At 42.7% G+C, this 15,315-nt stretch carries 9 protein-coding genes; 6 read left to right on the top strand and 3 right to left on the bottom strand.

Annotated elements, in window-relative coordinates; genetic code table 11:
- The first annotated feature begins 48 nt into the window (after positions 1–48).
- Together AM500_RS22045 and AM500_RS22040 are read left to right on the top strand one after the other, a co-directional pair.
- Positions 49–729: an NAD(P)H-dependent oxidoreductase gene (locus AM500_RS22045; RefSeq protein ID WP_053601139.1), complete on the top strand. Its 681-nt coding sequence runs from the start codon at positions 49–51 to the stop codon at positions 727–729.
- A gap of 213 nt (positions 730–942) precedes the next feature.
- On the top strand, positions 943–1,461 hold the full coding sequence (locus AM500_RS22040; RefSeq protein WP_053601138.1) for a methylated-DNA--[protein]-cysteine S-methyltransferase: 519 nt from the start codon (positions 943–945) through the stop codon (positions 1,459–1,461).
- Between the two features lie 565 nt (positions 1,462–2,026).
- On the opposite strand, the gene AM500_RS22035 is transcribed toward AM500_RS22040, so the two are convergent.
- On the bottom strand, positions 2,027–2,809 hold the full coding sequence (locus AM500_RS22035; RefSeq protein WP_043930882.1) for an SDR family oxidoreductase: 783 nt from the start codon (positions 2,807–2,809) through the stop codon (positions 2,027–2,029).
- A gap of 251 nt (positions 2,810–3,060) precedes the next feature.
- Here AM500_RS22035 and AM500_RS22030 point away from each other — a divergent pair, with 251 nt between their 5' ends.
- The 3 genes from AM500_RS22030 (at position 3,061) to AM500_RS22020 (ending at position 6,974) form a co-directional block, all read left to right on the top strand.
- Positions 3,061–3,918, top strand: coding sequence for an SAM hydrolase/SAM-dependent halogenase family protein (locus tag AM500_RS22030; RefSeq protein ID WP_053601137.1), 858 nt, complete (start codon positions 3,061–3,063; stop codon positions 3,916–3,918).
- A complete protein-coding gene (locus AM500_RS22025) occupies positions 3,908–4,804 on the top strand; it encodes a DUF2971 domain-containing protein (RefSeq protein ID WP_053601136.1) in 897 nt (298 codons plus the stop codon). Before AM500_RS22030 ends, AM500_RS22025 begins: the two co-directional genes overlap by 11 nt.
- 205 nt (positions 4,805–5,009) lie before the next feature.
- The gene (locus tag AM500_RS22020; RefSeq protein ID WP_053601135.1) at positions 5,010–6,974 is read left to right on the top strand and encodes an LTA synthase family protein; all 1,965 of its coding nucleotides are present in this window, start codon (positions 5,010–5,012) and stop codon (positions 6,972–6,974) included.
- A 68-nt stretch (positions 6,975–7,042) separates the two neighbouring features.
- Here AM500_RS22020 and AM500_RS22015 read toward each other — a convergent pair whose 3' ends face one another.
- Positions 7,043–8,209 carry an MFS transporter gene (locus AM500_RS22015; protein ID WP_053601134.1) on the bottom strand — a complete coding sequence of 389 codons (1,167 nt, stop codon included), beginning with the start codon at positions 8,207–8,209 and terminating at the stop codon, positions 7,043–7,045.
- 288 nt (positions 8,210–8,497) lie between these two features.
- A complete protein-coding gene (pepF, locus tag AM500_RS22010) occupies positions 8,498–10,312 on the bottom strand; it encodes an oligoendopeptidase F (RefSeq protein ID WP_053601133.1) in 1,815 nt (604 codons plus the stop codon).
- Between the two features lie 439 nt (positions 10,313–10,751).
- On the opposite strand from pepF, the gene AM500_RS22005 reads away from it, so the two are divergent.
- Positions 10,752–15,239 (top strand): S8 family serine peptidase, encoded by a 4,488-nt coding sequence (locus AM500_RS22005; protein ID WP_082347339.1) that lies wholly within the window; start codon positions 10,752–10,754, stop codon positions 15,237–15,239.
- Positions 15,240–15,315: the final 76 nt, after the last annotated feature.

The raw sequence follows: 15,315 nt of genomic DNA, 5'->3' as shown, positions 1-15,315 counted from the left end.
GGTATCTTAAATAGTATGGTTAAATAGAAGGATAACGAGGAGGTACATATGCAAACGAACGAGGAACTTAAAAAGGACATTCTTGAGGCATTCAACTTCCGGCATGCAACGAAGGAATTTGATCCTAAAAAGAAAATTAGTAAGGAAGATTTTGATTTCATATTAGAAACAGGACGTTTATCGCCAAGTTCATTTGGAGTGGAGCCATGGCGGTTTATTGTGGTACAGAACCAGGAGCTCCGCAAAAAAATTAAGGAGACGTCTTGGGGTGCATATGGTAAAGCGGAAAATGCCAGCCATTTTGTGATTTTTCTAGCAAGGACCGCTAGTGAGACACGATATGATGCAAATTACCTTCGGGAGCATTTCCTTCATTCCGCGCAGATCCCAGAGGATTTTCTGGGAAAATTCCTAAGCAGAATTGAGGAATTCCAAAGAGAAGATTTCAAGCTGCTTGATGATGATGGCAGGCTTTTATATGAATGGGCCTGTAGGCAAACATATATAGCCCTGGCGAATATGATGACAGCAGCTGCACAGCTGAAAATCGACTCCTGTCCAATTGAGGGCTTCAATATCGAGAAAATGAATGCGCTCCTTGAAGAAGAGGGCTTGCTCGAGGATGGCAAATTCAGCATCTCCGTTATGGCTGCGTTTGGATATCGGAAACAAGAACCTGCCCCGAAAAAGCGCAGGCCTGAAAGTGATGTAATTAAATGGATTGATTGAATATGAGAAGGGCCTTACTCTTTTAACTTTGACTCGGCCAGACGAGTTAAAAGCGAGCCGGGGATTGATTAGAAGCCTCAATGAATGACCTTTGTCTGTCACGAGGACACTTGCACGTTACTCTTCCGCTATTAAAAAAACATTGCTTTTCCCTGTATATTTTGGTAGTTATGAAGAAGGAAGTGCCAGAATAACGAGAGGAGCCTGGACAAGATGGAAACAATTTATTGGTCGGTTTTTAAAAATAGCCAGTGGCCCTTGCATATCGCTGCTTCGGAAAAAGGATTGTGCTATGTAGGTTCACCAGGTGAAGGGTTCAAGGAACTTGAGGCTTGGGTGTTGAAGCATCGTCCGAAGGCCCAAATTGTTGAAAATGAGGAGTTTTTGAAACCTTATTTTACTGAGTTAAATGATTATCTTGAAGGTTCAGTTACTAGCTTCAACTTTCCGGTGGACACGATGGGAACTCCCTTTCAGGAGAGTATTTGGGCTGCCCTGAAGGAAATCCCTTACGGCAGGACGGTTACCTACAGTGATATAGCAAATATAATAGGGAAGCCTGCAGCGGTCAGGGCTGTCGGCTCCGCTATTGGGGCAAATCCTGTCATGATTACAATTCCATGCCATAGGGTCATAGGTAAAAATGGAGCTCTCACAGGGTTCCGAGGCGGCATTGAAATGAAGAAGTTTCTTTTGGAGCATGAAACCAAGTTTGCCGTTGTACAGCAATAAGGAATGCATTATAAATTGAAGAAGCTGTCCCATCGGGTTGTTGACTGACAACCTTATTGGGCAGCTTTTGTTTTTTGTGAAAGTTTTACTCTCTATCTTTTCGAAAATATACTCTTGTGGTTTTATGAATGACACTTTGCTTCGACCGATATTCCGAAATGTCATTCATCTGCTTTATGACTGACACTTTGCTTCATCCGGCAGCCTGAAATGTCATTCATCTGCTTTATGACTGACACTTTGCTTCATCCGGCAGCCTGAAATGTCATTCATCTGCTTTATGACTGACACTTTGCTTCATCCGGCAGCCTGAAATGTCATTCATCTGCTTTATGACTGACACTTTGCTTCATCCGGAAGCCCGAAATGTCATTCATCTGCTTTATGACTGACACGGCAGCCTGAAATGTCATTCATCTGATATATACATGACCCTTGTCAACGAAGGCCTTTTCCATAGCGAACTACGTGAAGATTCAAACCTCAATCCTCCGCGTATGTACTATCTGCACAAACCAAAAAAAGCACGATGCAGCTGCGCACCGGCCTTTTCCGTTAAAATGATTTATAAAAGTGATTCCGCTCCGTCGATGTAAATTTCGGTGCCTGTGATGTGGCTTGACAGGTCCGATGCCAAGAAGTAAACAAGGTCGGCCACCTGCTCGGGCTTTCCAGGCCGGTCTGCGAGCGGCTGATTTCCTTCCGGGTACTCGACAGGGATAGTAATTTTTTCAAGCTCCTCCTCCGCAGGGAAGGTATTGTCGTGGATATTGGTATCGATCGCACCAGGGCAAATGGTATTGACTCTGATTTTATAGTTTGAAAGCTCAAGAGCAGCCATTTTCCCAAAACCAACTTGTCCTGCTTTTGACGTGCTGTAAGCCGAGAAGCCAAAATTCTTAAACCAGCGATTTCCATTAATCGAACTAGTGATAATCATGCTTCCGCCACGTTCCTTCATATGGGGGATGGCATACTTCAGTGTCAGGAAAGTCCCTCTTAAATTCGTGGTAATGGTCTCATCCCAGTCATCCGGCTCCAGATCCTCAATTGGTGCGATGACACCATTGATCCCGGCGTTGGCGAACACAATATCAAGCCGCCCGAATGCCTCTATCGTCTTTTTATAGGCCTGTTCTACATCATCCGGGTTTGCAATATTGCACTCGGCAATGATGGCGCTGCTGCCTTTTTGTTCAATGAGTGCCTTTACCTCACCGGCATTTTCTTCTTTCAGGTCAATTAACGCGACCTTAGCTCCTTCGCTGGCCAGTTTGATGGCAGCAGCGCGGCCGATACCTGAACTTGCCCCCGTTACAAATGCTACTTTTCCATCCAATGTTCCCATTAAACCAACCTCCCATTCTTGCGAAACCTACTTATTTGTTATCCCCGTTTTTTGAAGAAGGAAACATTCAAGTGTGAAAATCCTTAGAATTGCTACATGCTTTTTACAGAATTATTTTAAAGGGTTGAAGTTTTTCTTTTTTAAGACAAGGGGAAGTAAATATAGAAATAGAAGAATAATATAGCGTCAATTAAGGAAGATCTTACAAACATTTAATAGAAGGATTGTGTATTAGAAGAGGGGGATTACGTATGAATAGGGCTTTGGTTCTTCAATCGGATTTTGGAATTAGTGATGGTGCAGTAAGCGCGATGTACGGAGTTGCATTTTCTGTTGACAGTGCCATCCGTATATTTGATTTGACACATGATATCCCTCCATTCAATATATGGGAGGGTTCTTACCGCTTGCTTCAGGCCATCTCCTATTGGCCAGAAGGTACGGTTTTTGTATCTGTAGTTGACCCGGGTGTCGGTTCTGCGAGGAAAAGTGTAGCTGTTAAAACGAAGGATGGGAAAATCATCATTACTCCGAACAATGGAACTCTGACACATATCCATCGATTTATTGGCATTGTGGAAGCTAGAGAGCTTGATGAGGAAAAGAACAGGCTTCCTCATTCAAGGGAATCTTATACATTTCATGGCCGTGATATTTTTGCCTATACAGGTGCCCGGCTGGCGATGGGGAAAATATCTTTTGAGCAAATCGGAAAAGAAATTGAGGTTAGCTCAATCGTAAGCCTTCCATTAAATCAGGCAACAAGAACGGAAGGAAGTATTGATGGGATAATAGAAATCCATGATGTCCGATTTGGGAATCTATGGACAAATATTAATCGCGACTTGCTTAGAGAAGCCGGAATTCAATACGGCGATCGCCTATCCGTTACGATTGGCAACGGGACACGTCAAGTCTATAAGAACACGATGACATTTGGCAGATCATTTGCTGATACGCTAGTCGGGGAGCCTCTCGTTTATATCAATTCACTTGATAACTTGGCCATTGCGATTAACCAGGGTTCGTTTGCCGATGCCTTTCATATCGGCTCAGGCACAAATTGGACGATCTCATTTTTAAGTAAAGAGGTTAATCATGGATCTTGAGGTTATTTTGAAAAAATCTCTCGAAAATTCCTATAGGATTAAGCGTGAGAATGAAGGAATACTATACCATTACACAAATCTGCAGGCACTCTATGCAATTCTTTCAACCGGCTCAATTTGGATGACACGTAGCGAGTTCCTTAATGATGCCTCTGAATTGACGTATATAAAAACAGTTATTGAAGATGTTTTTTCCGATAAACCGGCTTCCAGTATAGAGGCTACATTCAAATCTGAAGTTAAGGAAATTTTAAATGGCTCATACTTCAATGAACAGCACCGCAGTAAATGCTATATTCTCTCATTGACAGCAATTTCTGATTTAATTACCAACTGGTCAGCTTATTCTAATTTTGATGGCTATAACATAGGCTTGGATAGCCTTCAACTCCATCAGCTGCTGGAAATAAAGTATGCCGGGGCGTATATGGCTGGCTATGTCCTATATGATGAAAGCCTTCAGAGGAAAATTGTTAGAGAAGAAGTGGAGAGATATTTAGGCATTTGGAAACGTGTAAGGATGAGTGATGAGGAGGGGCGGGAGATTGCCCGGGCATTCATGGTCAGGATGCTCAATTACAGCTACTTTTTTAAGCATCCTGCTTTTAAGCCGGAAACAGAGTATAGAGTTGCCTTTTTTCCCGAAAACCTCGCAAAGGTGCAGGAGTTTGCCGTTTTGTTTCGGACCTCGGCAGGCGGCCTGGTTCCATACATTGAACTTGATTTAAAGCAGAATCAAACTGATGTAAAGCTTCCGGTAAAAGAAGTCTGGATTGGACCAACTAACAAAATGGACAATGCATACCTTGGACTTAAGGCCTTTCTGCAATCACTTGGATACATGGATACTGACATTAAGAAATCAGTTATTCCACTTAGATTTTGATTTGGTGATAGCCATAATAGCACTAATAAGCATGCACAGCCCGTCCTATAAAAAGGATGGGCTTTTTAGCATTGTTAAAAAACTAAAACCTGGCTGGACAAAAGAATCAGTGAAACGAAATAATCAGTTATTTCGTCAGTTTTGACGAGTATACTTTACGTATAGAACCCGGATTGATTACGGTGCTTTTGAAAGGGTTGGAGAAATGGCTGAAATTGCAAAGAGGGACTCGCTGCTTATCTTTTATTTCGTGTCGATCGCTTTTATCGATCTTACATTCAGATTAGGTATTTTTGAAGACTTTTATATTCGTGACTACGTCCTTTCGCTGATCTTTATTTTAGCGTTAGCCTTTTTATTTCATTTTATAAACAGTTTCTTTAGGGGCGCGGCGAGCCATGTCATCGCCTGCCTGATTCTCCTCTTCGTAACCGTACTCTATGCCTCCCAATTTATGTATTATCAATTCTTCAGAACGTTTTATAGCGTGTATTCTGCGGGAAACGGTGCCCAGGTCTTTGAATTCTGGAAGGATATTCGTACTCTTCTTGTTGAGAATATCGTTTGGCTGGGACTGTTTATGATTCCCCTGCTGCTGTTAGTTTTCTGGGGTAGGAGGCTTTTATCCTTTCAAAGGCTCGATAAATTCAATCGTGTTTCAATAGCGCTTTGTTTTGTCATTGCCCAAATTGCCGGAATCGGGACCGTTTTTGCTAGTGGAAAGGGCATCAACTCAGCCTATGACTTATATTACCGAAACAGTCTTCCTCTTCTTTCTATGGAAAAGCTCGGCCTTGTTACGACAATGAGACTGGATATGCAGCGTATGGTGACAGGTTGGTCCCCGAGGCTCGAAGCGTCCGCGGATGATATCCCACTGCCGGCTGAAGATCCACTGCCTGACAGTCCAGATGCGGAGCCGGAAAAACCTGAAGAGTATAATGTAATGAACATAGACTTTGAAGCCATGGCAAGGGCGGAGAAGAATCAAGACCTGAAAAGCGTGCACAGTTATTTTAGCAAGGTACTGCCGACAGAAAAAAATGAGTATACAGGGAAATTCAAGGGCTATAATTTGATATTCATTACTGCCGAGGGTTTTTCTCCTTACGCAGTCAATAAGGAAGTTACCCCGACATTGTATAAACTCATCCATAGGGGATATAACTTTACAAATTTTTATAATCCGATTTGGGGTGTCAGCACCTCTGATGGGGAATATGTTGCCACGCTTGGCCTTATCCCGAAAAGCGGCGTATGGAGCTTTCAGGAATCCGGACGAAATTTGCTCCCTTTCGCAATGGGAAATCAGTTAAAAAAACTCGGCTATAAAACAATGGCCTATCATAATCATACTTACACTTATTATCGAAGAGATTTGTCTCATCCAAATATGGGCTATGAGTATAAAGGGCTGGGAAATGGCCTGAATGTAAAAGAAACATGGCCGGAATCAGACCTTGAAATGATCGAAAAGACTGTGCCGGAGTATATTGGAAAAGAACCGTTTCACGCTTATTACATGACGGTAAGCGGGCATATGCAATATTCGTTCACGGGAAATTATATTGCCTGGAAGAACAAAAAGCATGTGGATTTACTCTCATTATCCAATCAGGCCAAAGCTTATCTTGCGACTCAAATCGAACTTGATAGGGCGCTTGAAAGCCTGCTATCTCAGCTTGAACAGGTAGGTGTTGCTGAAAAAACACTGATTGCATTGAGTGCGGACCATTACCCATATGGTCTTGATCCAAAAACAATCAATGAGCTTGCCGGACATAAGGTTGAAGAGAATTTCGAGTTGTACAGGAGCCCTTTTATCCTCTATTCAAAGGGGATGGAACCAGAGGTCATTGATAAGCCTGCTTCAAGCCTTGACATTATCCCTACACTTTCAAACCTACTTGGACTCGATTATGACTCCAGGTTGTTAATGGGCCAGGACATTTTTTCTGAAAAAGCTCCGCTGGTTATTTTCATGAATAAAAGTTTTATCACAGACAAGGGACGCTATAATGCCGTGACGAGCGAGTATCTTCCGGTGCCTGGAGTAAGTGTGGACCAAAAATATATAAACACGATTTCTTCTATTGTCCAAAGCAAATTCTATTACTCTGCAAAAATCCTTGAACTGGATTATTATAGAAAGATTTTCCCTTCAAACTAGCAGCTTATTCGGTCCAATGACAAAAGAGGAAGGCGCATGGGATGAACCCATAGCGCCTTTTCTCATGTTCATTTGATAAATCGAATAAAGATGCTCAGGCTAATAGCACAAAGGATTGCAATGAATCCATACCCGCCGAAAATATCAAAATGGCCAGCAAAAAAGCCAAAGCCGATTCCGGTTATAATTTGGAATGCATTTAGGGAAAGTGACTGAAATGAATCAATGGTCGCTCTCATATCTGTATCAATCCGATGATGCAAAAAGCCTGTCACAATTGGGTTGACCATTCCGGAGGCTAGACAGATAAGATAGACGACTGCCAGTCCCGTATATCCCTTTATAGTTGCCAAGTACGAAAAACCACATGTTAAAATAACCAGTACGGCTGTTAAAAGCTTGGCATGACTGAATTTCCCAATTAGCCAATGGGCCAGAAGGCTTCCAGGCAGGGAAAGCACCATGATTCCCGCAGAGAATACACCGAAATACATAACCGGTATCGTCAACCGGTCAAGATAAAGCTGCCAAAATTCGTAAATATAATTGATTGCGGCGCCTGTGGCCATCCCGGAAAGAAGGACAACGCAGACTTCAGGCTTTGCCTTGAAAAAGTTGATTGAACCAGTTAGGTATTCTTTCAAAGGCGGCTCGTGATTCGTTTCTCTCAGTTTGAAAAGAACGGGTTCGGTTAAGCCAAAAGCTAAAATGATACATAAGGAACTTGCTGCATACGAAAGCCAGTAATTAAATTCGAATCCGAATTTAGTTGCAAGGAGGCTACCGGATAACGCCGCAAGGATAGCGGCAAAAAAACCAACGGCATCAAGGTAGCCGAGATCCTTTTCAAAGCGGTGCTCAAGCCCGCTAGCTTTCAAAGAGTCGTACAATAGGGCGTTGGCTGCGCCGCTGAATGCCGACTTCGATACTCCGGCAAGAAAAACCACAGCCGCAAAATGCCAAAATTCCGTTGAAAATAGTAAAATCAAAAACTCCATGGAACCAAGCGCAGCGCTTACTAAAATAAGATTTTTTCTGCTCCATTTATCTGCCAGTATTCCTGTTGGGACCTCGAGTACAACAATGGTGGCAGCATAGATGATTTCAGTGTAAATAACCATGAGCACCGTCATCCCGCGGTCTTCCCAAAACAGCCTTTCTATGACATACGCGGGGATGAGGCTATGAAAAAAACTATAGGCATAAAGAAGCCTGATATTAACGAAAGTATTCATGTCCTTTTCTCCTTTCATTTGTAAGGTTCAAACCTTACAAACAAGGAGGGGGACGTGGGCAATCAGGTTAACAAGGCGGCCTTGCTAATTTCATGGGAAGCAACTCCTTTCAACAGGATTAGTAGAAGCTTATGATGGTAACTTTAGTATATTGCATAGAAGTATGAGCAACAAATTTTGCTAAAAGAAATGCCCGCCATTTTGCTGGCGGGCATTTTATTAGTAAGGATAGAATTAAATTTTGCTACTGTGGATACTATCAGGTGTGTCTCCGTCTAGCTCCCATGTTTACTCATATGATTTTTCAAGTTCATCAATTAATGAACCAACATAGGAAACGGCAACCTTGATTGGTTCAGGAGTGGACATATCGACACCTGCATGCTTCATAAGTTCAAGAGGTGTTTTTGTTCCTCCTGCCCGAAGCGCTTCAAGCCATCTGTCTACAGCAGGCTGGCCTTCTTCCTGGATCAATTGGGCAACTGCAGTAGACGCAGTCAGACCTGCGGAATACGTATATGGATAAAGGCCCATATAATAATGCGGCTGGCGCATCCATGTCAAGGAAGCCCCTTCATCGAGGGACACACTGTCTCCCCAGAATTCAGAAAGTACTTGACCTTTCATTTCACTGAAGGATTTTGCGGTCAGGGCACCGCCATTTTCTGCTGCTGAGTATACCCTGCGCTGGAATTCTCCTTCTAGAAGGTGTGTAACAAAATTATGGTAGTACGTGCTTAAAAGCTGAAGAATCACCCAGCGCCGCATTTGCTTATCATCCGTGGCTTCCATGAGGTGCTGTGCCAATAGCAGTTCATTCATTGTGGACGGTGCCTCAACGAAATACATGGACGGGCGGGTATTCATAATTCGCTGCTCTTTATTGGCCAAATAGAAATGGCCTGCATGACCAAATTCATGTGCAAGGGTAAATGCGCCTCGCATATTATCCTGCCAGGTTATGAGAATGTAAGGATGTGCTCCATAAGGGCTTGAGCAGAAGGCTCCTGTCGACTTTCCGACATTGTCCGCGCGATCTACCCATCTTTCGTCAAATCCTTTTTTAATGATACCCGTATATTCAGGTCCCATTACTTTTAAGGATTCAATAATGACATTTCTCGCCTCTTCATAGGTCGTTTCGGGATTGAAGTCCGGATCAAATGGAGCTTTCAAGTCACAGAAGCGCAATTCTTCAAGGCCAAGCACTTTCTTTTTCAGCGTCGCATAGCGCCGCATATGTGGAGCTAGCTCAGTGAAAATGATATCCAGCTGATTGTTGTACATGTCCAGTGAAACTTTCTGGGGTTCAAGCAGCATTTCGGTAACAGAGTTGTATTTCCTTAGCTTTGCAAGTGCAACCTGTTTCTTTACTTCGGTTGAATAGGTCCCAGCAATTGTGTTTTTGTATTGCTTTAGTGTTTTGATAAACGAATCGTATGCTTTACGACGGACTTGTGTATCCGCCGAGAATTCATATCTATTTTCAAAAAGTGCGAATGAAACCGGCAGTTCGTTTCCGTGGTCATCCTTGATTGGAGAAAATTCCATGTCGGCAAGCTTGCTTAAATTATAAATGGTATAAGGAGCATTATGTAATTCGCCTAGAGCGGCAAGTGCTTCCTCTGTTTCAGAAGACAGGCGGTGACTCTTGGTTTCTAGCAATTCAAAAAGAGTTTTACGGAATGGCTTCAGCCCTTTCTCCTCGGAAAGGTATTGTTCCAGAGTGCCATCAGGCAGAGAGAGAATTTCAGACTCAATGAATGAAAGTGCAGCGTTTGCCTGGGTCCTGACCGCTGCAGCTTTGCCGGAATTAGCCTGGTTGGCAGGGTCTGTCCCATCAGCAGTTTGCTTTAGATTGGCATAAGTCATTAGTTTAACTAATTTCATAGATAACTGTTCTTGGGCTTCGAGGCATTCCAGCAAGGAGGCTGCATTTCTCCCCAATTGCCCTTTAAATCTTGTAAACTCGGTCAGTGAAGCCGCTGTTTTATTCAATTCTTCTTCCCATTGTTCGTCATTTGCAAAAAGACTGGAAAGATCCCATGTGGTTTCTTCCGGTACTTCGGATCGGACAAGCCGTTTTTCTACTGTTTTTTCCATACGGTCCTCCTAATTACTTCGAGATACTAAATATAATTCTATAATATTTGAAAATTAAGTCAACTATACAAGGAAAATAAAATAGCCGGCTCAAATTTTATGGTTATGTGATAATTCTGTTATTTCCAAAAATTTAATTTATTTACAAAATACTAATTGACTATTGTTTATATTTTGAATAAACTGAAATTGTATTTAAAAACCTTTAGAGGAGGGAATTTCCAACACATTTAAGTAGTAAAATACGATTCTGATCTGGGGCTGAGTGGCTCCATGCTTCTTAGTTAAGGCAAATGCTCTGTTCATTGGAATAGGGTGTTTTTTCTTATCCCAAAATTTGAATCGTTATTTTACAAAAGTCAGACAAGCTGGTAAAGACTTTGCCAGTGGGGGTAAGGAGCAGGTTTGAAAGAATAAGAGACAACGGGGAGTGAGAGGCTTGAAGTTAAAAAGAAGTTTTGCGCTTTTGATGATTTTTCTGCTAGTGTTCTCGAACAGCGCGCTCGGGGCCGGGAAACCAATCCTGTCCCAGAATACAAAACCAGAATACGCAAAAGGCCAAAAGCAAACTGTCTCCAAGACGGACGCTAAGTCGGGCTATAAAAACACTGATAAAGTCAGAATCATTGTTGAAGTAGAAGGAGAACCGGCGATTACATATGCCACAAAGCAAGGAAAAAAATACAATGAGCTTCCAAAAGCTACTAAAGATAAGCTGCAGGCCCAAGCACTTGGCCAGCAAAAATCAGTTAAAGAACTGTTAAGCAAAAAAGCTATCAAAATGCAGTATAAAGAAAATTTCACAACTGCATTCAATGGATTCAGCGGTGTTGTTGAGTTTGGACAAATCCAACTCATCAGAAATCTTGCAGGTGTTGAAAATGTAACAATTACCCATGAATATCAACGCCCACAAGAACTGCCAGACATGAAATACAGTAAAGAACTTGTCGAGGCCCAAAAAGCCTGGAATGAGTACAACTATAAAGGTGAAGGCATGGTTGTCGGTGTCATTGACACTGGTATTGACCCAAGCCACAGAGACATGGTTTTAACGGATGCCTCCGAAGCAAGCCTTACAAAGGAAGGCGTGGATAAGGTTGCAGCTGAAAAGGGCCTCCCGGGTAAGTTCTATACCGAAAAAGTCCCATATGGGTACAATTATATGGACGAAAACGCCGAAATCCTTGATCTGGGACCAGGAGCATCTATGCACGGCATGCATGTTGCCGGAACAGTCGGTGCGAATGGCGATGAGGAGAACGGGGGATTGAAGGGTGTTGCTCCTGAAGCACAGCTTCTTGCCCTGAAAGTATTTGGAAACGACCCGGAAATGCCTTCTACATGGAGCGATATTTATGTGAAGGCCATTGATGATGCAATTGTCCTTGGTGCTGATGTCCTGAACATGAGCCTTGGCTCGACTGCATCGTTTGTTGCTCCTGAAGACCCTGAACAAAAAGCGATAGCCCGTGCAGTTGAAAACGGCGTATTAATGTCAATTTCCGCAGGCAACTCTGACCGCCTTGGCAGTGGCTTTTATAACACATATGCCTCCAATCCTGACAAGGGTGTTGTCGGATCACCAGGGTTATCCTATGATTCCCTCCAGGTAGCATCCTACGAAAATGAATATGTTGATTTGAATCTTTTCACGTATTCTTTAAATGGCACAGAAACTGGTAAACTGCAATTCCTCACTGCCGGAACAGCGGATCCTTTAAAGACGACAACCGGTAAATATGAAGTTGTTTCAGCTGGCCTAGGAACTCCTGCCGAGTTTGAAGGTAAGGATTTCAAGGGAAAATATGCACTGATTTCACGCGGCAGCATTGCGTTTGTTGATAAAACATTAAATGCCCAGAAAGCAGGGGCAGTTGGTGCGATTATTTATAACAATACAACCGGAACGATTAATATGGCAGATGATCCAGCCATTAAAATTCCTCACCTTTCTATCCTTCAGGCAGATGGCCTTAAGCTTAAAGAGGAGCTTGACAAAGGAACAAAGGTTGAAGTCCAATTCAAAGGCGATATTGAGACCATTGTTAGTCCTACAGCAGGTGAGATGTCCGACTTCACATCATGGGGCGTGACACCAAACCTTGATTTCAAACCGGAGATCACTGCACCAGGCGGAAATATCCTTTCTACTCTAAATAATAATGAATATGGTTTGATGAGCGGCACTTCAATGGCGGCTCCACATGTTGCCGGTGGGTCAGCACTAATCCTGCAGCGCATTGAAGAGGATTTCGCCGCATTGACTGGAAAGGAAAAAGTGAATTTCGCGAAAAATATTTTAATGAACACCAGTAAGCCTGTAATGGATAAAGGTGCGAATAATGTTGCCCTTAATCTCGAAAATCCTTATTCTCCTAGGAGACAAGGTGCAGGATTAATGCAGCTTCATGCCGCATTGAGCACTCCAGTCGTTGTAACTGAGGCTAAAACAAACGAAGCAAAGGTTGCACTGAAGGAGATTAATGGTGATACAGCTACCTTTACACTTAAGGCGAAAAACTTCTCAGATAAAGAGGTTACCTACAAGGTAAGCGGAACTGTATTGACTGATATGATTTATGCTAAATATGGAATTGATCTTGGCGAAGCGCAAGCTATTTTCAATGCGGATACTGAGGAACTTCCTCTAAAGTTCGATAAAGAGGAATTAAAGGTTCCTGCAAACGACGAAGCGGAACTGACAGTTACGATCGACCTTAAAAATAATGTATCTACTTTCGGAGAGCCGCTGGAAGAGTTGTTTGAAAATGGCTACTTCGTAGAAGGCTTTATCACACTGACAAATACAACTGATGAGTATCCTGAACTTACTGTTCCGTACGTCGGGTTCCGCGGGGATTGGAACGAGGCGCCTGTATTGGATGAAATGATCTACGATGGCGCTAATTCTTACTACGAAGCAGCTGGAATGGTAGATCAGAAGGGAAGTTATCTTGGTTACAACCCGTTAAAGAAAGCATATGAATCAAATAAGATTGCTTTCTCCCCTAATGGTGATGGTGTTAAAGATAGCGCAACTCCAGTTCTTTCTTTCTTAAGGAATGCTAAAACAGTAGATTACAGGGTTCTGGATAAGGATAAGAACTTCCTTAGGAAAATTAAATCCGATACAATGGTCAGGAAGAATTATTATAACAGTGGAGCTGCACTGGAATATTCCTATAGCTCTACAACAACTTGGGATGGAAAAGTAAAATATTTAAAAGTGCCTGATGGACAATACTATTATGAAATTGTGTCTACTATCGACTATCCGGGCAAAGAACCTCAAAAGGTACAAGTGCCGGTAATCGTTGATACAAAAGTACCAGTTGTTGATGGAAAAGTAAAAGGGGACCAATTGACATTCACAACCTCCGATGTTGAAGGCTCTGGCGTTGCGTATGTGGATGTCCTCCTAAATGGTACTTCTGTATTTGGCAAAGATGATTTACCGCTTGCAGGGGATGCAGGAACATATACATTTAAAGAAGCTCCAGCATTAGGTTCTGAAGTAACTTTGGTAGCTTACGACTATGCAGGCAATGTTGCTAAGAAAGTCCTAAAAGGCGTCAATGATACTGACGCCCCGCAAATTTTTGCAATCGATCCAGAACCATTTGGTATTTTCAGCACAAACCAAGTACCAGTAAAAGGATATGTTGTTGATGAAACAGCTCCGGCCAGCTTAACAGTCAATGGCAATGAAGTTGAGCTGAAATGGAACGAAACAACGAAACGTTGGGATTTCGATACGGTTCTTACTCTAGAAGATGGATTTCATAAAATCAGATTTGCCGGAACAGATGTCGCCGGTAATAAGGCAGCTGACTTCCTGCGTCATGTTTTTGTTGATACACAAGCTCCTGGCCTGGATGTATCCGTACCTGCAAAGGTAAGTGAAGATACGACTTCTGTTGAGCTTTCAGCAACTCTTTCTGATAATTTTGACGAAGTCCGCTTTTACGTAGATGGAAGTGAAGAATTCTATAACCCGCTTCCTGAACCATATGTGATGGATGGTTATAGCCATACTGTTAAAACAACGCTGCCCCTGCAGCCTGGTGTGAATACATTCTTGCTTGAAGTAGTCGACGTTGCAGGCAACAAGACAACCAAGGAAGTCAATGTATTCCGCGGCAAAGAAACATTTACTGTTAACTACTACGTTGATGGTAAAGTTTATAAAACTGAGAATGTCATTGAGGGCAGTACGTTAAAGGCTCCTGCAAAACCGGTGAAGAAAGGATATACATTCATCGGCTGGTACTCAGATCAAGCTCTTAAGACTAAGTTCAATTTCAGCAAAGCAGTAGCTGGAAATACTAATCTTTATGCCAAGTTTGTAAAGATTGCCGCTCCTGCATCTGTTAAAGCAGCTTCTGCCGGCTATAACAAGGTGAAAATAAGCTGGGGTAAAGTGTCTGGTGCACAAGGCTATGAAGTTTATCGTTCAACTTCCAAGTACGGCACATACAGCAAAATTGCAACTTTAACAAGCGGAACGGCAACAAGCTACACAAATGGCGCGTTGACTCCAGGAAAAACTTATTATTATAAAGTTGTTTCCTACCAGAGGGTAGATGGCGTAAAAGTAGTGAGTCCTAATTCCGCAGTAGTCAGCAAGGCTCCAGTTCTTGCTACACCGACAGGCCTGTCTGTAAAGAGGTATTCGGCTACTTCACTTAAGGTATCCTGGAAGGCTTCAAGCGAAGCAACAGGATATGAGGTATATCGCGCTACTTCAAAATCTGGCAAATATACCAAAGTAGCGACTGTTACAAAGGGCAGTGTCGCAAGCGTGATCAATACAAAGCTAACAAAAGGTAAAACATACTACTACAAAGTGCGTGCGGTCAAAACCGTTAGCGGAAAAAAATACTACAGTGGTTATTCCTCTGTTGGATCCGCTAAAACGTATTAACCGCTAGCTGTATGAAAGCCCCTCCCAAGGCAGGAACCTCCTGTCAGGGAGGGGCTTTTTTTAGCGGAAGGATTAT

The sequence above is a fragment of the Bacillus sp. FJAT-18017 genome, from assembly GCF_001278805.1.
In the GTDB taxonomy this organism is placed as follows: Bacteria; Bacillota; Bacilli; order Bacillales; family Cytobacillaceae; genus Bacillus_D.
The sequence above is the reverse complement of the archived record's forward strand: the minus strand, read 5'-3'. Positions and strand labels throughout refer to the sequence as shown.

Coding starts and splice junctions, on each gene's coding strand:
- AM500_RS22045 (WP_053601139.1), top strand. CDS start 49: ATGCAAACGAACGAGGAACTTAAAAAGGACATTCTTGAGGCATTCAAC.
- AM500_RS22040 (WP_053601138.1), top strand. CDS start 943: ATGGAAACAATTTATTGGTCGGTTTTTAAAAATAGCCAGTGGCCCTTG.
- AM500_RS22035 (WP_043930882.1), bottom strand. CDS start 2,809: ATGGGAACATTGGATGGAAAAGTAGCATTTGTAACGGGGGCAAGTTCA.
- AM500_RS22030 (WP_053601137.1), top strand. CDS start 3,061: ATGAATAGGGCTTTGGTTCTTCAATCGGATTTTGGAATTAGTGATGGT.
- AM500_RS22025 (WP_053601136.1), top strand. CDS start 3,908: ATGGATCTTGAGGTTATTTTGAAAAAATCTCTCGAAAATTCCTATAGG.
- AM500_RS22020 (WP_053601135.1), top strand. CDS start 5,010: ATGGCTGAAATTGCAAAGAGGGACTCGCTGCTTATCTTTTATTTCGTG.
- AM500_RS22015 (WP_053601134.1), bottom strand. CDS start 8,209: ATGAATACTTTCGTTAATATCAGGCTTCTTTATGCCTATAGTTTTTTT.
- pepF (WP_053601133.1), bottom strand. CDS start 10,312: ATGGAAAAAACAGTAGAAAAACGGCTTGTCCGATCCGAAGTACCGGAA.